Annotated in this window: 20 protein-coding genes; 6 read left to right on the forward strand and 14 right to left on the reverse strand. The window is 71.6% G+C overall.

The window, feature by feature from the left end; genetic code table 11:
* Positions 1 to 165: 165 nt before the first annotated feature.
* The 3 genes from ABT004_RS02735 to ABT004_RS02745 are packed head-to-tail and all read right to left on the reverse strand — an operon-like array spanning position 166 to position 2,121.
* On the reverse strand, positions 166 to 408 hold the full coding sequence (locus tag ABT004_RS02735; protein ID WP_351331007.1) for a CDGSH iron-sulfur domain-containing protein: 243 nt from the start codon (positions 406 to 408) through the stop codon (positions 166 to 168).
* Positions 389 to 1,048: a HemK2/MTQ2 family protein methyltransferase gene (locus ABT004_RS02740; protein ID WP_351331008.1), complete on the reverse strand. Its 660-nt coding sequence runs from the start codon at positions 1,046 to 1,048 to the stop codon at positions 389 to 391. The genes ABT004_RS02735 and ABT004_RS02740 overlap by 20 nt, the downstream gene beginning before the upstream one ends.
* Entirely contained in the window at positions 1,045 to 2,121 is a 1,077-nt protein-coding gene (locus ABT004_RS02745) for an iron-containing redox enzyme family protein (RefSeq protein ID WP_351331009.1), read from the reverse strand. Before ABT004_RS02745 ends, ABT004_RS02740 begins: the two co-directional genes overlap by 4 nt.
* A gap of 110 nt (positions 2,122 to 2,231) precedes the next feature.
* Between ABT004_RS02745 and ABT004_RS02750 the strand changes: the two genes are divergently transcribed.
* Both ABT004_RS02750 and ABT004_RS02755 read left to right on the forward strand, forming a co-directional pair.
* On the forward strand, positions 2,232 to 3,407 hold the full coding sequence (locus ABT004_RS02750) for an aromatic acid exporter family protein (RefSeq protein WP_351331010.1): 1,176 nt from the start codon (positions 2,232 to 2,234) through the stop codon (positions 3,405 to 3,407).
* 85 nt (positions 3,408 to 3,492) lie between these two features.
* Positions 3,493 to 5,019, forward strand: coding sequence for an FAD-dependent oxidoreductase (locus ABT004_RS02755; protein ID WP_351331011.1), 1,527 nt, complete (start codon positions 3,493 to 3,495; stop codon positions 5,017 to 5,019).
* A gap of 22 nt (positions 5,020 to 5,041) precedes the next feature.
* Here ABT004_RS02755 and ABT004_RS02760 read toward each other — a convergent pair whose 3' ends face one another.
* From ABT004_RS02760 to ABT004_RS02775, 4 genes are read right to left on the reverse strand one after another with little or no spacing between them, the layout of a single operon-like run.
* The gene (locus tag ABT004_RS02760) at positions 5,042 to 6,154 is read right to left on the reverse strand and encodes an XdhC family protein (protein ID WP_351331012.1); all 1,113 of its coding nucleotides are present in this window, start codon (positions 6,152 to 6,154) and stop codon (positions 5,042 to 5,044) included.
* On the reverse strand, positions 6,147 to 8,273 hold the full coding sequence (locus tag ABT004_RS02765; protein ID WP_351331013.1) for a xanthine dehydrogenase family protein molybdopterin-binding subunit: 2,127 nt from the start codon (positions 8,271 to 8,273) through the stop codon (positions 6,147 to 6,149). Before ABT004_RS02765 ends, ABT004_RS02760 begins: the two co-directional genes overlap by 8 nt.
* The gene (locus ABT004_RS02770; protein WP_351331014.1) at positions 8,270 to 9,262 is read right to left on the reverse strand and encodes an FAD binding domain-containing protein; all 993 of its coding nucleotides are present in this window, start codon (positions 9,260 to 9,262) and stop codon (positions 8,270 to 8,272) included. The genes ABT004_RS02765 and ABT004_RS02770 overlap by 4 nt, the downstream gene beginning before the upstream one ends.
* Positions 9,259 to 9,846, reverse strand: coding sequence for a 2Fe-2S iron-sulfur cluster-binding protein (locus tag ABT004_RS02775; protein WP_351331015.1), 588 nt, complete (start codon positions 9,844 to 9,846; stop codon positions 9,259 to 9,261). The genes ABT004_RS02770 and ABT004_RS02775 overlap by 4 nt, the downstream gene beginning before the upstream one ends.
* Before the next feature lie 214 nt (positions 9,847 to 10,060).
* On the opposite strand from ABT004_RS02775, the gene ABT004_RS02780 reads away from it, so the two are divergent.
* Positions 10,061 to 10,672, forward strand: coding sequence for a TetR/AcrR family transcriptional regulator (locus tag ABT004_RS02780; RefSeq protein ID WP_351331016.1), 612 nt, complete (start codon positions 10,061 to 10,063; stop codon positions 10,670 to 10,672).
* 166 nt (positions 10,673 to 10,838) lie between these two features.
* Here ABT004_RS02780 and ABT004_RS02785 read toward each other — a convergent pair whose 3' ends face one another.
* On the reverse strand, positions 10,839 to 11,618 hold the full coding sequence (locus tag ABT004_RS02785; protein ID WP_351331017.1) for a LysR substrate-binding domain-containing protein: 780 nt from the start codon (positions 11,616 to 11,618) through the stop codon (positions 10,839 to 10,841).
* 58 nt (positions 11,619 to 11,676) lie between these two features.
* Here ABT004_RS02785 and ABT004_RS02790 point away from each other — a divergent pair, with 58 nt between their 5' ends.
* Positions 11,677 to 12,081: a DUF5997 family protein gene (locus ABT004_RS02790; protein WP_351331018.1), complete on the forward strand. Its 405-nt coding sequence runs from the start codon at positions 11,677 to 11,679 to the stop codon at positions 12,079 to 12,081.
* 160 nt (positions 12,082 to 12,241) lie between these two features.
* Here ABT004_RS02790 and ABT004_RS02795 read toward each other — a convergent pair whose 3' ends face one another.
* Positions 12,242 to 12,817, reverse strand: a complete 576-nt coding sequence (locus ABT004_RS02795) for a helix-turn-helix domain-containing protein (RefSeq protein ID WP_351331019.1) — start codon at positions 12,815 to 12,817, stop codon at positions 12,242 to 12,244.
* On the opposite strand from ABT004_RS02795, the gene ABT004_RS02800 reads away from it, so the two are divergent.
* Positions 12,816 to 13,340, forward strand: coding sequence for a GNAT family N-acetyltransferase (locus ABT004_RS02800; protein ID WP_351331020.1), 525 nt, complete (start codon positions 12,816 to 12,818; stop codon positions 13,338 to 13,340). The genes ABT004_RS02795 and ABT004_RS02800 overlap by 2 nt on opposite strands.
* A gap of 225 nt (positions 13,341 to 13,565) precedes the next feature.
* Positions 13,566 to 15,929, forward strand: coding sequence for a phosphoketolase family protein (locus ABT004_RS02805; RefSeq protein WP_351331021.1), 2,364 nt, complete (start codon positions 13,566 to 13,568; stop codon positions 15,927 to 15,929).
* 24 nt (positions 15,930 to 15,953) lie between these two features.
* On the opposite strand, the gene ABT004_RS02810 is transcribed toward ABT004_RS02805, so the two are convergent.
* From ABT004_RS02810 to ABT004_RS02830, 5 genes are all read right to left on the reverse strand, one after another.
* Positions 15,954 to 17,186, reverse strand: coding sequence for a Gfo/Idh/MocA family protein (locus ABT004_RS02810; protein ID WP_351331022.1), 1,233 nt, complete (start codon positions 17,184 to 17,186; stop codon positions 15,954 to 15,956).
* A 6-nt stretch (positions 17,187 to 17,192) separates the two neighbouring features.
* Complete coding sequence (locus ABT004_RS02815; protein WP_351331023.1) at positions 17,193 to 18,026, reverse strand: carbohydrate ABC transporter permease; 834 nt, start codon at positions 18,024 to 18,026, stop codon at positions 17,193 to 17,195.
* Positions 18,019 to 19,008: a carbohydrate ABC transporter permease gene (locus tag ABT004_RS02820; RefSeq protein ID WP_351331024.1), complete on the reverse strand. Its 990-nt coding sequence runs from the start codon at positions 19,006 to 19,008 to the stop codon at positions 18,019 to 18,021. The genes ABT004_RS02815 and ABT004_RS02820 overlap by 8 nt, the downstream gene beginning before the upstream one ends.
* The gene (locus ABT004_RS02825; RefSeq protein ID WP_351331025.1) at positions 19,008 to 20,306 is read right to left on the reverse strand and encodes an ABC transporter substrate-binding protein; all 1,299 of its coding nucleotides are present in this window, start codon (positions 20,304 to 20,306) and stop codon (positions 19,008 to 19,010) included. The genes ABT004_RS02820 and ABT004_RS02825 overlap by 1 nt, the downstream gene beginning before the upstream one ends.
* Before the next feature lie 175 nt (positions 20,307 to 20,481).
* Complete coding sequence (locus ABT004_RS02830) at positions 20,482 to 21,531, reverse strand: DUF2804 domain-containing protein (protein ID WP_351331026.1); 1,050 nt, start codon at positions 21,529 to 21,531, stop codon at positions 20,482 to 20,484.
* Positions 21,532 to 21,577 lie beyond the last annotated feature (46 nt).

Raw genomic sequence — 21,577 nt, forward strand, 5'->3', positions numbered from 1 at the left:
GGCAGAGCCCCAGATCAAGCCCCGCCGGCGACTAAGGCGCGGGGTCCAGGGCAGAGCCCCAGATCAAGCCCCGCCGGCGACTAAGGCGCGGGGTCCAGGGCAGAGCCCCAGATCAAGCCCCGCCGGCGACTAAGGCGCGGGGTCCGGGGCGGAGCCCCGTGTCCGTCACGCCGGTTCGGCGGAGTCGGACGCCTGCCGGGGCCCACGCCGGTGGCTCGTGTCGCACCACGGGTACCGGCGGCTGCGACGGCACGTGCACAGCGCGACCTTGAACCGGTCGGACCGCACCGTCGTACCGTCGTCGAGGGTGACTTCGACGGGCCCCTCGACGAGAAGCGGACCGGTGCGCTCGGCACTGATACGGGTGACGTCGCGGCGCGGCGTCACCTCAGTCGGTTCGTGCGGCACGGATGACCACCAGCCCTTCCCTCGACGCGTCATCGGCGACCAACTTGCGCCGCCGCAACCACTGTTGGCGCTCCTCCAGGACCGGCCCGAAGGGGATCGACCGGCGGCCCACCACTTCGGCGCGAAGCCCGCGCGAACGCAGCAGGTCGAGCGTGCGATCGGCGTCACTGAGTGCCGACTGGACGATGAGCAGCGTGCCGCCGGGGCTCAGCAGCGGTGGCACGCCGCGGCAGATCCGGTCCAGCACGAGACGCCCGTCCCGGCCCGCGTCCCAGGCCCGTGCCGCACCGCGCCGCGGCACGGCGGCCGAGGGGGCGGGAACGTAGGGCGGGTTGGCGACGACGAGGTCGAAGCGGCGGCCCGCGACGGGTGCGAGCAGGTCGCCGCGGAGCACCCGCAGCTGCAACCCGTTGAGCCGGGCGTTCAGCCGCGCGGTGAGCACGGCACGCCACGAGACGTCGACGGCCGTCACCTGTGCGCCACGACCGGCGGCGAAGAGCGCGACGGCCCCCGTCCCGGTGCCGACGTCGAGCACCTCGGCGCCGCGCGCCAGCGGCTCCCGCAGCAGCGCGTCGGCGAGCATCCAGGTGTCGTCCTGCGGCGCGTAGACGCCGGGGAAGCTGAGCAGTGGGCTGGTCATGCCGGGCTCCCGAGGTGCGAGGGCGACACGGCGCGCAGGGACGACACGGTGCGCAGGGACGACTCCCCCGCCTCCCATGCGGCCCACAGTGTCCCTCCGAAGCGGTCCTCCAGGTACCCGGTGGCGTCGACGCCGAAGGCGATGTCCGCGTCGAGACCGGGGTCCTGGGCCAGGAGGCCGTCCACGACCTCGTGCCGTACGACCTGTTCGTGCACCGCGTCGGCCTCGACGTGCTCGTCGTAGAAGAACACCGCGCGCTCGCCCGCGCCGACGCGGCGCAGCGCGTGCGCGAGGCGCCGGGAGCCGGGCGACGAGGTCGTCTCGACGGTGGCGAAGTGGCCGACCAGTGCGCCGCGCAGCGAGCGGTGCAGGCCGAACAGGGACATCTGGTTGACGAGGGCCAGCGCCTCGGCCGATGCCGCGTCGAGGTAGTGCCCGTAGTCGGTGACGAGGCCCAGGTCCGCCATCAGGTCGGCGAAGAGGCGCGCGTGGATGCGGTCGGCGCGGCCACCGCCGAACTCGTCGAACTCGATCGCGGCCATCCCCGCCTTGGGCCGCCCGTGCAGCCGGGGCAGCACCCAGGCGTGCGGGTCCGCCTCCTTGAGGTGGTAGATCGAGCGGTGGGCCGCGTACTCGCGCAGCTGCCACAGCTCACCCTTCTCGCTGAGGAGATGGCTGAGTCCTTCGCCGTCCGCCGGTTCCATCAGCAGCTCGTCGAGGGCGTCGTGCGCGTGGGCGTGCCGGGTCGCGTGGGCGCGCAGGTCGGCCAGCATGTGCTGTTCCAGGCCGCCTCGTACGCGCAGGAGGTCCGGGTCCCATTCCAGGGTGTCGGGGACTTCGGCGAAACCCCGGTAGTGGAGTTCGTAGCAGAGGTACAGGGCGAGCTGGACGTCGTCGCCGAGCGGGGGCGCCGCGGCGATCGCCTCCGGTCCTGGCAGCGGGTGGCGCGCGCCGCGCAGATACGCGAGCACGGCGGCCGACAGCGGTCCGCGCGGGGGCGGCAGCTCCGGGGCCCGTTCCGCCGTGGGGCCGGGCGCCGGCACTGCCGCCCCGCGGTCGTTCGTGAGGGTCATGGCACCCGAGTACCCCTGCTCACCCACACCACTCCCGGCCTGCGGTGTTTCGCCCGACCCACGCCGGGGAACCCGGCCGACCACTCCCCCACCCCTTGGAGGACGCACCCATGCCGCGACACATGCCAGGGCGCATGATCGTGGACGAGTTCCGGGCCATCGGGGGTTCCGCACGCCGCGCCGTGTCGGTTCCCGGCCCCGAGCGGACCACAGCCGTGCAGGCGCTGAAGGCGGCCGCCGCGGCGATCGTGGCGTGGGCGCTCGCCGGCACATGGTGGAACGCGCCGATGGCGCTGCTCGCGCCGTGGACCGCGGTGGTCCTGGTGCACAGCACCGTGTACCGCTCGGTGCGCTCGGCCGCGCAGCAGTTCCTGGTCGTCGCGGCGGGCACGCTCATCGCGTCCGGGGCCATGGCACTCACCGAGAACGTGATGATCGGGATGGCGATCGCGCTTCCGCTCACCGTGCTCATCGGCTCGTACGGGCGCTTCGGCGACCAGGGCTGGTACGCGCCGAGCGCGGCCCTCTTCGTCCTGACGTACGGCTCGTACGGCCCCGCGGAGATCGGCCACCGGCTCATGGAGACCGTGCTGGGCGCGGTCGTCGGCGTCCTCGTCAACGCGCTCGTGCTGCCGCCCGTGCACACCAGCGACGTGCGGCGGCTGCGGGCCCAGGTGCCGGCGGACTGCGCCCGGCTGCTGCGGGAGATCGCGGACGGCATCGAGGACGGGTACGGCGCGGCCGACGCCGAGGAGTGGCACGGGCGGGCGCTGCGGCTCGGTGCCACGGTCGCCGAACTGCGTACCGCGCGGCACCGTGCGGACGAGAGCCGCCGGCTGAACCCCGGCCGCAGGCTGCGCCGCGGGCCGCCCGCCCCGCCGTCCCACGACATCCACTGGGAGCGGATCGCGGACCATCTCGCGGAGGCCCTGCGTTCACTGACGGAGGCGGCGCACGACACACCACCGTTCGCAGCACCTCCGCCGCAGGCGCTGCACGAGCTGGCCACGCTGCTGCGCTCGGCCGGTGAGGCGTGTGCCACGGACGCCGACCGGATCGGCCGTCCGGGCGGCGAGCAGGCCGCGGACGCGCTCGCCGAGGCGCGGGCGGCGGGCGACCGCATCGCCTCGCACCTGGCCGACCCGGCCGGCCGCGGCTTCGCCTCACTCGGCGAACTGACCACGGCGACGACCCGCCTCCTGAACGACCTGTCGGCGGCGACGGATCACTCCGCCCAGGCCCCGGACGCCCTCTCCGGCACCGCGAAGTCGGTCAACACCCCGTAGTGATCACTGGCCTGAACCCCGTCGACCGGCTCGACGAGAAACCGCTCGCACGCTTGAGCAGCCCGTTCAGGGGGACTCGTGGGCCATGACCGAGAGTGCATCCGTCCAAGGTTCGTACTGGATCGAGTCCGCGCCGGGGCCGCGCTTCCCGCCGCTGGAGCGGGACGTGAACGTGGACGTCGCGGTGATCGGCGCGGGGATCGCCGGGCTGAGCACCGCGTGGGAGTTGACGCGGGCCGGGCTGAGTGTGGCGGTCCTGGAGGCGGGCCGGATCGCCGAGGGGGTCACCGGGCACACGTCGGCCAAGCTGTCCGCGCTGCACACGCTGACCTACGAACGGTTGCGGCGCACGCGGGGCGTCGAGGCCACCCGGTTGTACGCGCGCTCCCAGTCCGAGGCCGTGGAGCACGCCTTCGAGGTGGCCGAACTCCTCGGCATCGACTGCGAGTTGGAGCGCCGCGACGCCTACACCTATGCGACCGAGGGACAGCATCTGTCCGCGGTGCGGGCCGAGGCCGGGGCGGCGCAGGCCGCGGGGCTTCCCGCGTCGTTCGTGACGGAGACCGGCCTTCCGTTCCGCGTCGCGGGGGCGGTACGCGTCACGGGGCAGGCCCAGTTCCATCCGCGCAAATACCTGCTCGGGCTCGCCGAGGACCTGCGGGCGCGCGGCGCGCTGCTGCACGAGCACACGTCGGTGTTCGGCCTGGAGGAGGACGGTGCCTGCCACCTGACGGCCGAGACCGGGGCCCGGGTCACCGCGCGCGACGTGGTCGTCGCGACCCACTACCCCATCTTCGACCGGGCCCTGCTGTTCGCCCGGCTCGCGCCCCGCCGGGAGCTGGTGGTGGCGGCGCCGATCGACGCGGAGCGCGACCCGGACGGCATGTACATCACGCCGGAGGAGAACACCCGCTCAGTGCGCACCGCGCCCTACAAGGACGGGCAGCGGCTGCTCATCGTCACCGGCGAGAAGTTCACCCCCGGCACCGGGAACACCCCGCAGCGCCTGGAGCGCCTCGTGACCTGGGCCGAGAACCACTTCCCCGGCATCGAACCCGCCTACGGGTGGGCCACGCAGGACACGTTCCCCTGTGACACGACAGCGCTCGTGGGCCGCCTCCACCCGGCGGCCAAGCACACGTACGTCGCCACTGGCTTCGGCGGCTGGGGGCTGAGCGGCGGCATCATGGCCGGCCGGCTGCTCACCGCGCTCATCACGGGCCGTGAGGAACCCGAGTGGACGGGCCTCTACGATCCGCGCCGGGTGCGCTCGGTGCTGCGCGAGGCGCCCCGTTTCCTGAAGCACCAGGCGGACGTCGCCTACCACTTCGTGGGCGACCGGGTGCGGCCCCCGAGCGCGGGATCCGTCGACGAGCTGCAACCGGACTCCGGGGCGGTGCTGCGCACCAAGGGCGGGCGCGCGGCCGTCTACCGGGACGCCGACGGCAAGCTGCACGCCGTGTCCGCGCGCTGCACCCACCTGGGCTGCCTGGTCGCGTTCAACGCGACGGAGCGCGCCTGGGAGTGCCCCTGCCACGGCTCCCGCTTCGCCACGGACGGACAGGTCGTACAGGGCCCGGCCACCCGCGGCCTCGAGCAGCGCGACATCTGAACCCCCAGGCAACAAGGACGGGTCACCCCGTATGGATCGCCCCGTCACCGCCCCGTAGCGGCAATCCACTGCCACCCCGCCGCGCCGAAACGATTTCCGCTCCGATCGAGACCGCCGTCTCCTCCGGCGTACGGCCACCGATGTCGAGCCCTATCGGGGAGTGCAGGCGACCCAACTCGACCTCGCCCAGCCCGACTTCACGCAGCTTCGCCAACCGGTCCTCGTGCGTGCGCCGCGACCCCATCGCCCCGACATACGCGACCGGCAACCGCAACGCCACCTCCAGCAACGGCACATCGAACTTCGCGTCGTGCGTCAGCACACACAGCACGGTGCGCTCATCCGTGTCGGTCGAGCGGAGGTAGCGGTCCGGCCACTCCACGACCACCTCGTCCGCCTCCGGGAACCGCGCGGACGTGGCGAAGACACCGCGCGCGTCGCACAGCGTGACGTGGAAGCCGAGCAGCTTGCCGACCTTGACCAGCGCGCCCGCGAAGTCCACCGCACCGAACACGATCATCCGCGCGGGCGGCACACTCGACTCCACGAACAACGTGACGTCGCCCTCGCAGCGCGCCTTGCTCTCCGGCACCTCGCACAGCCCGGTACGGCCGAGGTCGAGGTAGGCGCGGGCCTGCGCCGCGAGCCCCGAGTCGTCGCCCTGCGTGAGACGCCCCTCGTGCGAGCCGTCGGGGCGGATCATCAACAGGCCGCCGGTGGACGGAAGTTCGCCCGGACCGTCGAGAATTCGCGCCAGCGCCACCGCCTCGCCGCGCGCCGCGACGGTGAGCGCCGTGACCACCGCCTCCCGCGACGGCGAGTCGAGCCGTACCGGTTCGACGTGCACCTCGACCTCGCCGCCGCAGGTCAGCCCCACCGCGAACGCGTCGTCGTCGCTGTAGCCGAACCGCTCACGCGCGGGCGCCCCGTCCGCCAGGGCCTGCACGCACAGTTCGTACACCGCACCCTCGACGCAGCCGCCGGACACCGAGCCGATGACCTCGCCCGCCGCGTCGACGGCGAGGGCCGCGCCGGGCGGCCGGGGCGCGCTGCCGCTCACCGAGACGACGGTGGCGACAGCGAACTCCCGGCCCTGCGCGGCCCATTCGCTCAGTTCGGCGGCCAGGTCAAGCATTGCGCTCCGTCTCGGCGAGCAGCACCCGATCCGGCCGCAGCGGCAGATCGCGGTGGCGTACCCCGGTCGCGTGCCACACGGCGTTGCCGATCGCGGCGGCCGTGCCGACGATGCCGATCTCACCGACGCCCTTGATGCCGACGGGGTCGTCCGGGTCGTTGTCGTCGACCCAGTGCGCCTCGATGGCCGGCACGTCCGCGTTGGCGGCGACGTGGTAGCCCGCGAAGTCGGCGCCGACGTGCCCGCCGTCCGCCGCGTCCCGCACGGCCTCCTCGTGCAGCGCCATGGAGATGCCCCACGTCATGCCGCCCACCAACTGGCTGCGCGCGGTGAGCGGGTTGATGATGCGGCCCGCGGAGAAGACACCGAGGAGGCGCCGCACGCGGACCTCGCCGCTCGCCACGTCCACGGCGACCTCGGCGAACTGCGCGCCGTAGGAGTAGCGCTCCTTCTGTGCGAGGGCGCCGACCAGTTCGGTGGTGTCGGTGCGGACCGTGAGGCCCTCGGTCGGAACCGCGGCGGTCGGCGACAGCCGGTCGCGCAGTTCGCGACTGGCCGCCATCACGGCCCAGCCCCACGAGCGCGTGCCCATCGAGCCGCCCGACAGCCACGCCTGCCCGAAGTCGCTGTCGGCGATCCGTACCCGCACCAGGCCCTGGTCGACGCCGAGTTCGTCGGCGGCGATCTGGGTCAGCGCGGTGCGGGCTCCCGTACCGACGTCCGCTGCCGTGATCCGGACCGTGAACGTACCGTCGTGCTCGGCGGTGACGGATGCCGTGGACGGGGCAACACCGGACGGGAACGAGCAGGCGGCGACGCCCGTGCCGAGCAGCCAGCGGCCCTCGCGGCGCACGCGCGGTCGCGGGTCGCGGCCCTCCCAGCCGAAGCGGCGCGCGCCGTCCTCGTAGCAGCCGAGGAGGTTGCGGCTGCTGAAGGGCAGCCCCGAGACGGGACCGACATCCGGCTCGTTGCGCACGCGCAGCGCGACCGGGTCCATGCCGAGCTTCTCGGCGAGTTCGTCGAGCGCCGACTCCACGGCGTACGAGCCGGGGGCCTCGCCGGGCGCCCGGACGAACGTCGGGGTCGGCAGGTCCACGGGCACCACGCGGTTCACGGAGAGGTGTGCTTCGGACGCGTACATCACGCGCCCGTATCCGGCGCTCGCCTCGACGAACTCGCGGATGTTCGACGTCAGCGACTGCGCGTCGTGTCCGAACGCGCGAAGGCGTCCGTCGGCGTCGGCGCCGAGCCGCATCCGCTGCGTGGTGGGGCTGCGGTAGCCGGTGAGCGCGAAGACCTGACGGCGCGTCATGGTGAGCCGGACGGGGCGCTGGAGTTCGGTCGCGGCCATCACGGCGGCGATGTGGTGCGCCGCCACGAGCTTGCCGCCGAAGGCGCCGCCGACGTGTTCCGAGCGGACGTGCACGGCGGACGGGTCGAGCGAGAAGGTCTGCGCGAGCTGGTCGGCGACCGCCCTGCTGCCCTGGTTGGCATCGTGCACCTCCAGGCGCCCGTCCTCCCAGCGCACGGTCACCGCGTGCGGCTCCATGGCCGTGTGGTGCGCTTCGGGGGTGGTGTACCGCTCGTCCACGACGGCGGCGGACGCGGCGAGTTCGGCCTCCAGGTCGCCCTTGGCGGCCTCCGAACCCTCGGGGGTGTAGGTGCCGGGCCGGTCGGCCTCGAAGGCTATGTCGTGCGGCTCGACGTCGTACTCGACGACGAGCGCCTCCGCGGCCTCCCGGGCCTGCTCGGGCGTCTCGGCGACGACGAGAGCGACGGGCCATCCGGCGTGCAGCACCTGGTCGTGCTGGAAGACGTGCAGGATGCCGTCGGGCGGCCCCATCAGGGTGAGGTAGTCGGTGTTGATGCGCGGCGCGTTGCCGTGGTGCATGACGGCGAGGACGCCGGGCATGGCACGCACGGCCTCTTCACCGACCGAACGGACCCGGCCGCGCGCCACGGTGGACAGCACGAGCCAGCCGTGCGCGAGGTCGGTGAACGGGAACTCGCCCGCGTACCGGGCGGCTCCCGTGACCTTCTCGCGCCCCTCGACGCGGCTGCGTCCGACACCCACCGACTCCGATTTCGTCGTGCCGGCCGCTGTGGTGGTGGTCGTCATCGGGTGGCCTCCGAGGCGAGTTCGGTGAGCAGCGCAACGATCAGATTGCGCATCAGGGGCACCTTGTACGTGCTGTCGGGCAGCGGCTTCGCCGCGGCGAGTTCCGCGTCGGCGGCGGCCGCGAACGTCGCGCCCTCGGCGGGCTGTCCGATCAGCGCCGCCTCGGCGGCACGGGCCCGCCAGGGCCGCGAGGCGACCGCGCCGAGCGCGATCCGCGCGTCCCGTACGACACCGTCCTGTACGTCGACGGCCGCGGCGACCGAGCCGATGGCGAAGGCGTACGAGGCGCGCTCGCGGACCTTGCGGTACGTCGAGTTGGCGGCGACGGGCGCGGGCGGCAGGGCGACCGCGGTGATGAGCGCGCCGGCCGGGAGTCCGGTCTCCAGGTGCGGAGTGTCACCGACGGGCCGATAGAAGTCGGCGAGCGCCAACTCCCCCTTCCCCTCGGCGGTTTCGTACTCGACGACGGCGTCGAACGCGGCGAGCGCGACACCCATGTCGGACGGGTGCACGGCGACGCAGTGCTCGCTCGCGCCGAGGATGGCGTGATTGCGGTGCTCACCCTCGATGGCCGGGCAACCGCTGCCGGGCTCCCGCTTGTTGCACGGCTTGCTGACGTCGGTGAAGTAGCCGCAACGGGTGCGCTGCAGCAGATTCCCGCCGACGGTGGCCATGTTGCGCAGCTGCCCGGAGGCACCGGCGAGCACGGCCTGCGCCAACGCCGGGTAGCGGAGCCGCACTTCGGGGTGGGCGGCGAGGTCACTGTTGGTGACGGTGGCACCGATCCGAAGCCCACCGCCAGCGGTCAACTCAACGCGATCCAGCGGAAGTTCCCGTACGTCGACGAGGCGCGCGGGGCGCTCCACGCCGATCTTCATCAGGTCGACGAGGTTGGTGCCGCCGCCGAGGAAGCGTGCCTCGGGGTCGGCGCCGAGCACCGCGACCGCGCCCGACACATCGGACGCCCGCTCATATCCGAACTCCCTCACGCCACGGTCTCCTTCGCGTCGTCGGCGGCGTGCGCGGCCGCGTGGGCGACCGCTTGCACGATCGACACGTAGGCGCCGCAGCGGCACAGGTTTCCGCTCATCCGTTCCCTGATCTCTTCGGGGGTCAGCGGCTTCGGGACGACCCCGGGCCGCACGTCGCCGGTGGCCGCGGACGGCCAGCCCGCGGCGTGCTCTTCGATGACGGCGATGGCCGAACAGATCTGACCGGGTGTGCAGTAGCCGCACTGGTAGCCGTCGAGCTCGACGAACGCCTCCTGCACCGGGTGCAGTTCACCGTCCGGGCCCGCGACGCCCTCGATGGTGGTGATCTCGCGGTCCTCCGAGGCGACCGCGAGCTGCAGACAGGCCACGGTCCTGCGCCCGTCGACGAGCACCGTGCAGGCGCCGCACTGCCCCTGGTCGCAGCCCTTCTTCGTGCCGGTCAGATCGAGCCGCTCGCGCAGGGCGTCGAGCAGTGTGGTGCGGTGATCGACGGGAAGCGTGTGCTTCTCCCCGTTGATGTTCAAGGTGACGACGCTGGACGTAGCGGACACGGTCGTGCCGCCGATGTCAGCTGGGGGCATGTGTGCAGCCTTCTTTCGCGTGTCTGATGCGTGGAGAATCGGCGCTGTACGCAAGGTGGGACGCGGACCGGGCATGGGTGCGGTGGGAGCCCGCACCCACTATGGTGTGGACTCTAACCGGACAACTGTCCGCTCTACGGGACACGAACGTAGTGGACAACTGTCCGCCCAGCAAGCACTATTCCCCGCCACGGCCGAAGAGAGGAGAATTCGCGTGGGGCACGCCAAGAAGCCTGCCGCGCTGCGCTCGGACGCGCAGCGCAATCGCGACCGCATCCTCGAGGTGGCCCTGGCCGAGCTGACGCGCTCCGCGGACACGCCGCTCAGCGCGATCGCGAAGAAGGCGGGCGTCGGGCAGGGCACGTTCTACCGCAACTTCCCGAGCCGCGAGGCGCTGGTCCTCGAGGTGTACCGCTACGAGGTGGAGCAGGTCGCCGACGCGGCCTGCGAGTTGCTGTGCTGCCGGCCGCCGGAGCGGGCCCTGCGCGAGTGGATGGACCGGCTCGCCCAGTACGCGATGGCCAAGGCGGGCCTCGCGGACGCGCTCCGCGAGGCGACGAGCGCGCGCGGCACGATGAAGCAACTGGCCCACGGCCCCCTGACCCAGGCGGTGACCCACCTCCTGGAAGCAAACGAGCAGGCAGGCACCATCCGCCCCGGCATCACCCCGGACGATTTCATGCTGGCCATCGCAGGCCTCTGGCTGATCGACCCACACGGGGCGTGGCAGGAACGGGCGGGCCGCCTACTGGACCTGGTGATGGACGGCCTTCGGGCAGGAGCACCATCACACCCATGCCCCCATTCAAGCCCCCGCGGCGATTGAGCCATTCAAGCCCCGCCGCCGCCTGAGCCTTTCAACCCTGCCGCCGTCTGAGCCTTTCAGCCCCGCCGGCGCTTGAGCCCATTCAAGCCCCGCCGGCGATTGAGGCGCGGGGTCCGGGGCGGAGCCCCGCGACCGGAGGACGGTCCACCGCACACGGCCCGGTGACTCAGGACCGCTTCCGCGGCTTGTTCTTCGCCGGCTTATTCGCACTCCGCTTCGACTGCGGCCTACCGTCCTGCCGGATGCGCCCCGGCTTCACGTAGGGCTTCTTCCCCGGCTGCTGCTTCTTCTTCTCGGACCTCTCCGGCTCCGCCTGCGCACGCCCCCGCGTACTGTTCACGGTCCGCCCCCGCACGATGCCGATGAAGTCCTCGACCCGCCCCGTGGTCCGCTCCTCGGGCCAGGCCAGCACCACGCTCGACTCCGGCGCATCCGTGACCGTGCGATACGTGAGGTCACGGCGGTGGTGCAGACGGGCAAGCGACATCGGGACGACGAGCACGCCCACACCCGCCGCGACCAGCTCGACGGCGTCGGCCGTCGTGGCGGGTCGCTCGAAGGCCGGCTGCCCGGGCGGCCGCTCCCAGCCGAGCACGTCGTCCAGCGGATGCTGCACGATCTCGTCGGCGAGGTCGGCGAGGGTGACCTCGTCCGCGGCGGTCACGAGATGGTCCTTGGGGACCACGACCACGGTCTGCTCGGTGTAGAGCGGGATCGCGCTGAAGTACTCGCGGTCGACGGGCGGCCGCAACAGACCCGCGTCGGCATCCCCGCGGCGCAGCACGTCGGCCACCTCGGCCGCGGCCACCTGCACGAGGTCGAGCGAGACGTCGGGCAGGCGCTCACGCCAGATCCGCACCCACTTGGCGGGGGTGGCCCCGGGAACGTAGGCCAGGCGGAAGCCGGGCTCTGCGGGCGGTTCGGGGGCTTCTTGCGTGCCGGTCACGGGGCAAGGCTACCCGTCGTGGTCGGCGGGCCCCGTCGCGCTCGATACCCTTGACCTCATGAGTTCGCATCAGAACGCCCAGACCATGAAGCCCGCGACCGCGGCCAAGAAGCTGGGTGTGTACCTCGAGGCCACGCCCGCCGAGTTCCAGGAGGGCGTCGTCTCGCGCGCCGAGCTGTCCGCGCTGCAGGCCGAGCCGCCGCAGTGGCTCGCCGATCTGCGTGAGAGTGGCCCGCACCCGCGTCCCGTGGTGGCGCAGAAGCTGGGTGTCTCCATCGCGGGTCTGGCCCGTGGCGGTGTCACGGAGGCGCTGACCACGGAGCAGATCGAGGCGATCAAGGCCGAGAACCCGGAGTGGTTGCAGGTGGAGCGGGCCACGCAGGCGGATGTCCGCAAGGAGAATGTGCGGGTCAAGAAGCTTCACGCCGAGCAGGCGGAGCAGCGGGCGCGGCGCGAGTCCTGATCCCGGCGGGGGCGTTGCGGTCACCGTTCGGCCCGCGCCCCACCGCACGGGGCTGCGCCCCGGACCCCGCGCCTCAAACGCCGGCGGGGCTGGAAAGATCGGGGCTCTGCCCCGTACCCCGCTGCTCAATCGCCGCAGGGGCTTAAATTCCCCACTCAGCTCACGGCGCCCCGTCGCGTACGAGGACCACGGCGTAACGGCAGTCGTGCGTCGCGGAGTTGGCGAAGACGCAGGGCGCGGGTGGGCCCAGTTCGACCGTGTCGCCCGGGTCGAGTTCGTGCACCACGTCGCCCTCGCGGAACGTGAGGTGTCCTTCGAGGACCCAGATGATCTGGCGGTGGAACGCGAACGCCGCGGCCGGATACGGGACCTCGGCCCCGGCCGGCAGCCGGACCTCCGCCACCTCCGCGGGGAAGGCGGGCCCGGACACCTGCCGTCGTACGTACCCGGTCTCCGGGTCGTGCCACCGCGGCGCCTCCTGCGCACGCCGGACCCGCTCCCCGGAGGGCACCGGCTCCGGGTCGAGCAGCATCGCCACGCTCAGCCGGAACGCCGCCGACAGCTTCCCGAGGATCACGGCGCTCGGACTGCTCTCGCCGCGCTCGATCCGGTGGATCATCGCCCGCGACACCCCGGACTCCCCGGCCAGCTCCGCCAGGGTCCAATGACGCCGGTCCCGCTCCACGCGAATCCGGGCGCCGATGCGCTCCACCAGGGGGTCTACGATATTGGACATGGTTCTACGATACGAGACGCCGGCCCCGGCGGTGAAGGTCCGCCCGGCCCACGAGGACGACCTGTACACCGTCCTCGCCATCCGCAACCACGCCATCGAGCACGGCACGGCGCTGTGGACGGACACCCCGCAGTCCCGCGAGGAGGGCGCGGCCTGGCTGGGCGCGCACCTTGAGCGCGGTTCGGCGTACGTGGCGGAGCTCGGCGGCGCGGTCGTCGGGTTCGGTGTCTACGGGCCCTGGAAGGCGTACTCCGGGTTCCGGCACACCGTGGAGAACTCGGTGTACGTCACCGGGGGCCACCAGGGAGCCGGTATCGGCTCCGCCCTCCTGACGACGCTCGTCGACTCGGCCACCGCCGCGGGCCTGCACGTCATGATCGCCGGGATCGAGTCGGGCAACGCGGCCTCGATCCGTCTGCACGAACGGCACGGCTTCGAGCACGCGGGAACGGTGCGCGAGGTGGGCACCAAGTTCGGCCGCTGGCTCGACCTGACCCTCATGCGGCGACAGCTGAGCAGCTGAGCCGACCGGCCACGGCTGCTGCCCAAAGCGGACACGACGCCGGCTCTGCCGTCACGTCGACCGCCCGCTCACCCTGTAGCCACACGTCACCCGACTCGCCCCTCGTGTTTGGGGTGGGTCGGCCCGGCGACCCGGCACGATGGCCACAAGGGCTCTTCGTGCGCGGCCGGACCGGGCGACAGACTGGCGGCGCCCGAGCACACTGCCGCTACTGATGGAGCTGCCATGGCGAAGGATCTGTCCAAGCACCAGGCCGCCGCGCTCGACGCACACTGGCGGGCCGCCAACTATCTCGCGGCGGCCCAGATCTACCTCCTCGACAACCCTCTGCTCACCGAGCCGCTCACCCCCGAGCACATCAAACCGCGCCTTCTCGGCCACTGGGGCACCTCCCCGGGCCTCAACCTCGTGCACACCCACCTCAACCGTGTCATCAAGGAGCGCGACCTCGACGCCCTGTGCGTCTGGGGTCCGGGACACGGCGGGCCCGCCGTGCTCGCCAATTCCTGGCTGGAAGGGTCGTACTCGCAGACGTATCCGGACGTCTCGCGGGACGCCGCAGGGATGGGGCGGCTGTTCAAGCAGTTCTCCTTCCCCGGCGGGGTGCCGAGCCATGTCGCGCCCGAGACGCCCGGCTCGATCCACGAGGGCGGCGAGCTCGGCTACTCCCTCGCGCACGCCTACGGCGCCGCCCTCGACAACCCGGACCTGCTCGTCGCCTGTGTGATCGGCGACGGCGAGGCGGAGACCGGGCCGCTCGCGACGTCCTGGCACGCGAACAAGTTCCTCGACCCGGCGCACGACGGGGCCGTACTGCCGATCCTGCACCTCAACGGCTACAAGATCGCCAACCCGACCGTGCTCGCCCGCATCCCCGACGCCGAGCTCGACGAGCTGCTGCGCGGGTACGGGCACGAGCCTCTGCACGTGACCGGCGACGATCCGCTGCGCGTGCACCGCGACCTGGCCCGCACCATGGACCAGGCCCTTGACCGCATCGCCCGCATCCAGCGCGAGGCCCGCGAGGGGAAGACGAAGGAGCGCCCGCGCTGGCCGATGATCGTGCTGCGCACGCCGAAGGGCTGGACGGGCCCGAAGGACGTGGACGGCGAACCCGTCGAGGGCACGTGGCGCTCCCACCAGGTGCCGCTGCCCGGCGTCCGCGAGAACCCGGACCACCTGCGGCAGTTGGAGGAGTGGCTGCGCTCCTACCGCCCCGAGGAACTCTTCGACGCCGAGGGCCGCCCCACCCGGCAGGTCCTCGACTGCGTGCCCGAGGGCACCCGGCGCCTGGGTGCCACGCCGCACGCCAACGGCGGGCTGCTCACCCGCAAGCTGCCGCTCGCCCCGCTGGAGCGCTTCGCGGTGCCCGTCGACAAGCCGGGCACCGCGCTCCACGAGCCCACCCGTGTGCTCGGCGACCTGCTGGCCCAGGTCATGCGGGACACCGCGGACCGCCGCGACTTCCGCATCGTCGGCCCCGACGAGACCGCGTCCAACCGCCTCGAAGCCGTCTACGACGCCACCGGTAAGGCCTGGCAGGCGGGAACGCTCGACACGGACGAGCACCTGGCGCGCGACGGCCGGGTCATGGAGGTGCTGTCGGAACACCTGTGCCAGGGCTGGCTGGAGGGCTACAACCTCACCGGCAGGCACGGCCTGTTCTCCTGCTACGAGGCGTTCGTGCACATCGTCGACTCGATGGTCAACCAGCACATCAAGTGGCTGAAGACATCAAGGGAGTTGTCCTGGAGGGCGCCGCTGCCCTCACTCAACTACCTGTTGACCTCACACGTGTGGCGCCAGGACCACAACGGTTTCTCGCACCAGGACCCCGGCTTCGTCGACCACGTCCTCAACAAGAGCCCCGACGTCGTACGGGTGTATCTGCCGCCGGACGCGAACACGCTGCTTTCGGTCGCCGAGCACGTGCTGCACAGCCGGGACTACGTCAATGTCGTGGTGGCCGGGAAGCAGCCGACCTTCGACTGGCTGTCGCTCGACGATGCCCGCGCCCACTGCGCGCGCGGCGCCGGGGTGTGGGAGTGGGCGGGCACCGAGGACGGCAGCCGCGAGCCCGATGTCGTCCTGGCGTGCGCGGGAGACGTGCCGACGCAGGAAGTCCTCGCGGCGGCGGGCCTGTTGCGCACGCATCTGCCGGAGCTCGCGGTGCGTGTCGTCAACGTCGTCGACATGACGCGGCTGCTGCCCAAGGGTGAACACCCGCACGGCATGCCGGACTCCGAGTACGACGCGCTGTTCACGGCCGACAAGCCGGTGATCTTCGCGTACCACGGCTACCCGTGGCTGATCCACCGCCTCGCGTACCGCCGCACCGGCCATGCCCACCTGCACGTACGCGGCTACAAGGAGTCGGGCACCACGACCACGCCGTTCGACATGGTCGTGCGCAACGACCTGGACCGCTACCGCCTGGTCATGGACGTCATCGACCGGGTGCCGGGGCTCGCCGTGCGGGCCGCGGCGGTGCGCCAGACGATGGCCGACACCCGCACGCGGCACCACGCGTGGATCCGCGAGCACGGCACGGACCTCCCCGAGGTCGCGAACTGGTCGTGGACGGGATGAGGGCCAGCAGAATCCCTGGGGCCCTCAACTCTGGTCGTTCGTAAACCAGTTGGCGAGTTCGGGCGACACGCGCGGCACCGTCACCGGCTGCCCGTCCGCCCGCAGGGACTCGGTGGCGGCGACGCCCGCCGCCACCGCCTCGCGGGCCGCCACGGGGCTGGTGTCGGTGGCGCCGCCCTCGCGCACGAAGCGCAGGAACTCGGCGACGAGCAGCGGGTCGGAGCCGCCGTGCCCGCCCTCGCCGGGTGCGGGCATCGGGACGACGAGGTCGGCTTCGGCGCGGTAGCCGCTGCGCCGCTTCCAGACGCGGACCTCCGCGGTCTCGCCGTGGTCGCCGAAGTTCTCCAGGCGGCCCTCGGTGCCGATGACGGTGTAGTTGCGCCAGTAGTCGGGTGTGTAGTGGCACTGCTGGTAGCTGGCGTGGATGCCGCCTTCGAGGCGCATCACCATCATGGAGAGGTCCTCGACGTCGACGACCGGGTTGAGGCCGGTGAGGGACTTCGGGGGCCAGTTGTTCTCGGGGTCGTACCAGTCGGGCATGGTGGCGCCGGGCGCCTGCCCCGAGCGGTCGGCGATGTCCCCGTACACGGTGAGGCCGCCGAGCGCGGTGACCCGCTCCGTGTAGGCGCCGGCCAGCCAGTGGATGACGTCGAGGTCGTGGGCGCCCTTCTGGAGGAGGAGTCCTGTGGTGTTGCGGCGGTCGGCGTGCCAGTCCTTGAAGTAGAAGTCGCCGCCGTGGCCCACGAAGTGGCGGCACCACACGGCCTTGACCTCGCCGATCTCGCCGCGCTCGATGAGTTCGCGCATGACGCGGACCACGGGCATGTGCCGCATGTTGTGACCCACGTAGAGCCGGGAGCCGGAGGTGCGGGCGGCCTCAAGGACGCGGTCGCAGCCCTCGGTGGTGATGGCGAGGGGCTTCTCGACGAAGACGGCGACACCGGCTTCGAGGAGGTCGACCGCGAGTTCCTCGTGGGTGTGGTCCGGGGTGATGACGAAGACGGCGTCGAGGTCCTCGGCATCGAGCATGGCCCGGTGGCCCTCGTAGGTGTGCACGTCGGCGCCGAACCACTCGCGGGCCCGGTCGAACATGCCGGGCGCGGTGTCGGCGACGGCCACCACGGCGGAGCCCTCGCCGGGGTGGTGGGCTTCGCGGGCGACGGTGGCGCGCAGTCCGAGACCGATGACACCGAGGCGGAGTTCGCGGGTGTGTACGGGGGTGCCGTGCGTCTCTTGCGTACGGATGTCCGTGGTCATGTCTGGTCAGCCCTTCATGCCGGAGAAAGCGATGCCTTGGATGAACTGGCGCTGCATCGCGACGAACACCACGATCACCGGAAGCGTGGCGAGCAGGGACCCCGCCATCAGCACCGGGTACTCGGTGAGGTGGGCGCCCTGGAGCGAGGCGAGGCCCGCCGACAGCGGCATCTTGGCCGGGTCGGTGTTGACGATGAGCGGCCACATCAGGTCGTTCCAGGACCAGAGGAACGTGAGGATGCCGAGCGCGAGAAGCCCGGGGCGGGCGAGCGGCAGCGCGATGCGCCAGAAGACGGTGAAGGGGTTGGCACCGTCGAGCCGGGCCGCTTCCTCCACCTCCTCGGGCAGTCCCATGAAGAACTGGCGGAGCAGGAAGGTGCCGAACGCGGAGAACATGCCGGGGACGACGAGCGCCTGCATGGAGTCGAGCCAGCCGAGGCTCTGCATGATCTGGTACTGCGGCAGCAGGAAGAGCTGGCCGGGCACCATCAGGACGGCGAGGAAGCCCAGGAAGATCGGGCCGCGTCCGGGGAAGCGGATGCGGGCGAAGGCGTACGCGGCCATCGAGCACAGCAGGATCTGTGCGGCGGTCCGCAGCAGCGCCATGATCGTCGTGTTCACGAACTGCGTCCCGAACGGGACGCCGTCGAAGACCTTGACGTAGTTCGAGAAGTCCCAGTGCGCGGGCAGGATCGTCGGCGGTACGCGCACGGACTCGCCGAAGCTCTTGAACGAGGTCAGCAGCTCCCACAGCAGCGGGAACACGGTGATCACGGCGCCGAGCACGAGCAGGACGTGGGCGGGCCAGATCCGTCCCTGTCGGGTGTCCGTCTTACGCATAGTGGACCCACTTCTTCTGCAGCCGGAACTGGACGGCGGTCAGCGCCATGATGAGGACGAACAGGACGCACACGATGGCCGCGCCGTAGCCGCGCTGGTTGTCGAAGAACGCCTTCTGGAAGAAGAGCATCACCACTGTCTGACCCTCGCCGTAGGCCGGGTTCTGCAGCGCGTTCTGTGTGTTGGCGCCGAGCATCAGGTAGACGAGGTCGAAGACCTGGAGCGACTGGATCACCGAGAGCACGGTGGTGAAGAACAGTGTGGGGCTCATCAGCGGGAGGGTGACCGAGACGAACTGCCGTACGCGGCCCGCGCCGTCGAGGGCGGCGGCCTCGTAGTAGTCGCCGGGGATGGACTGCAACCCGGCGAGCAGCAGGATCATGTTGTAGCCGACGGTCATCCACACGCCGACGACGGCGACCGCGAAGCGGATGGTGCCCGGGTCGGACACCCAGTGGGTGCCGTCGATGCCGATCGTGGACAGCGCGTGGTTGAGGATGCCGGCGTCGCCGTTGTAGAGCCAGCGCCAGACGACGGCGACCGCGGCGGGCATCGTGACGACCGGGAGGAAGTAGAGGGTCCGGTAGATGCCGGTGCCGCGCAGCCCCTTCAGGTTGAGCAGCACGGCGATCACCATGGAGAGCGGGATGCCGAGGAGGACGAGTCCGGTGTAGATGGCGGTGTTGCCGAGGGACTGCCAGAACTCCGGGTCGCCGACGAGGGTGCGGTAGTTGGCGGCGCCGATCCAGGTCGTCCCGCCGAAGGGGCCCCATTCGGTGAGGCTGTAGTACACCGTCTGCACCACGGGCCACAGGTAGAAGACGGCGAGGCCGAGCCCGGCGGGGGCGATGAGGGCGTAGCCCCACCACTTGTCGCGGTGCTGGAACCGGCGCTCGCGGCGCTTCAACTCCTTGTTGTTCAACGGTTGTTGGTGGCTGCGTTGCGCGGGAACCGCCGCTTTCGGCTGCGTGTCGACGCTCATCAGGCCCTGCCCTTCCTCTCCTGCGCGAGCAGCTGGTTCATGGCGTCCGCGAGGGAGTCGGTGGCGGATTCGAGGCTCTCGACACCGCTCCACGCCTTGGCGAGCCACATCTGTTCCTTGTGCTGCCAGGCCGCGCTGTTGGCGGAGCTGGGATACAGCACCGCGTCGTCGAGCGCGTCCAGGTGCACCTGGAGGTTGAAGTGCGGCATTCCGGCGGCCCATGGCTGCGCGGTGCCGTTGCGGGCGGGGATCGCGGTGCCGTACTTGCCCTGGAGGAGGGAGATGCGTTCGGTGCCGAGGAAGCGGACGAAGTCGCGGGCGAGTTCGGGGTTGGGCGTGCGGGCGTAGACGACGTTGGCGAGGCCGTGCAGCACGCCTGCGCGGTGCTTCCCCTTGGGTATCGGCGCGACGTCGATCTTGGCCCGCAGCTCGCGGTCGGTGTGGAAGGTCGCGGCGTTGTAGGACGCCTCGTAGGTCATGGCCAGCGTGCCCGACTGGAACATCTGGGTGGGGTCGGTGTCGGCCATCTGCTGGAGGGTGGGCGAGCTGCGGTACCGGTGGATCAGGTCGATCCACAGCCGCAGCCCGTCGCGGGTCTTCTCGTCGGCGTATCCGGATTGCTGCTTGTCGGCGGAGATGACCCATCCGCCGGCCTGCGGGATGGAGTCGTAGTAGTTCTCCTGGGCGCGGACGGGCGCCCCCACCCCGTAGATCCCGCGCTTGCGGTCGGTGAGCCGCTGCGAGTTCTCGATGAGGTCCTGCCAGGTCCAGTGGGCGTCCGGATACGGCACCTTGGCCCGGTCGAAGAGCTCCTTGTTGTACCAGAGGGCGACGGTGTCGAAGTCCTTCGGAGCGCCGTACTGGGTGCCCTTCCAGCGGTACAGGGAGACCAGTTCGGACGGGAAGTCGTCGGTGCGGAGCACGGCGTCGTCGCCGCCGGTGTCCAGGGGGAGCAGCTGCCCTGCGTCGGCGTACATGCCGAAGTTGGGCCCGTTCATCCAGAACACGTCGGGTGCGGCGCCGCCGGTGCAGGCGGTGCGCAGCTTCGTCCAGTACGTCCCGTTCGGGGTCAGCTGGACGTCGACGCTCACGCCCGGCCGGGACCGCTCGAAGGCGCGGGCCGCGCGCTGCATGGCGGGCAGTTGGTAGACGTCCCAGACGCCGTACGTGAGGTGGCCGCGCCGCGAATCGCCGCCCTTGGCCATAGAGGCATTCGACGAGGAGGGACCGCAGCCGGACGTGAGCGGCGCTGCCGCGAGTGTCGTGGCGGCCGCGGCGAGGAGAGAGCGCCTGCGCACAGGGAGCCTTCCTGGTGAAGAGTCGACCGGAATGCAAGGACGCTATTTGCTCGAAGTTGATGGGTCAAGGCTTGTTTCGATCACCTTTACGCAAATGTGGGATCGGGCCAGGGGAATCCGGGCACGCGAAAGCCCCGCCCGGGTGGGGCGGGGCCCGTCTTCCGGTCCGGTTAGGTCACCAGCGCATGCGTACGTCCTCGGCCCAGCCCAGCAGTTCCCGCACGGCGATCTCGGTGCCGTCGTCGGTGCGCACGTGGCCGTCGTAATGGCCGAAGCGTTGGTCGGTGTGGTTGGCGAGCAGCCCGAGGTCCGTGTGGGAGGACCGGTTGTGGAACGGCGTGAACGTCAGGTCGACCTGCTCCGACGCGGTCGTGCGGATGCTCCAGGGAGCGAGCGGGTCGGTGGTCGACCAGCGCCAGTCCAGCTCCTCCCCGATCTTCGTGAGCCGGCCGTCCACGCACAGCCCGTTCTCGGTGGAGCCGGTGCCCGCGGTCCACCGGCCGCCGAATTGCAGGCCCAGCGTGTGTCCGTCCGAGCGTCCGGAGGCGGCGCCCCAGTTCCAGTCGACGGTGCGCGGCCAGCGCCCGCGCCCGTGGTCGAGCACGGCCCAGCTCTCGCCCTCGCCGAACTCCAGCCGCTCACCGCCGATCCGGACCCGTCCCGTCGCGGGCAGCGCGGTCTGCTTCGAGGTGTACTGGAACCGCCGCGCGCCCCACGGCACGACGACACTCAGCGACTCATGGTCCTTCGGCCGCGCGACCAGCAGGTCGATGTCGACCGGGAGCCGGTCGGGCGTGAGGCACCGGCCGCGCAGCCGGACGCCGCCCTCCTCGTCGCGGATCTCGATCCGCACCTTGCCGCCGGTCGGCCGGGCGGGCCCGACCACCACGTCCGGTACGCCCGGGGCCCCCGCCACCCGGTCCGGCAGCCGCACCCCGCGCCCGAGCGGAACGACGGCGGCGCGCTCGAACTCCCGCCCCTGCGCCCCGAATTCGAGCAGATAGACGGAGTTGAGGGCGATGAAGTCCAGGTCGCTCACGGTCAGCGCGACGAGATGCGTCGGCGTGGTCACGCACCAGTGCTCCCAGCGCTTGGTCCGCCCCCACCCGCGCAGATTGGCGCGGTGCACGGGCGTCCTCGACCAGCCGACCGCCGCCTGGTCGAGGCTGCCGTCGGGGTGGCACAGGTCCACCGGATCCACGATTTCCCGCTCGTGCGTCACCATCCGTGGAGCCTACATCCAGGTGGTGTGTCACCCGGCGCGGGCGACG

This window comes from Streptomyces sp. NPDC002790 (assembly GCF_040295505.1).
Classification (GTDB): Bacteria; Actinomycetota; Actinomycetes; order Streptomycetales; family Streptomycetaceae; genus Streptomyces.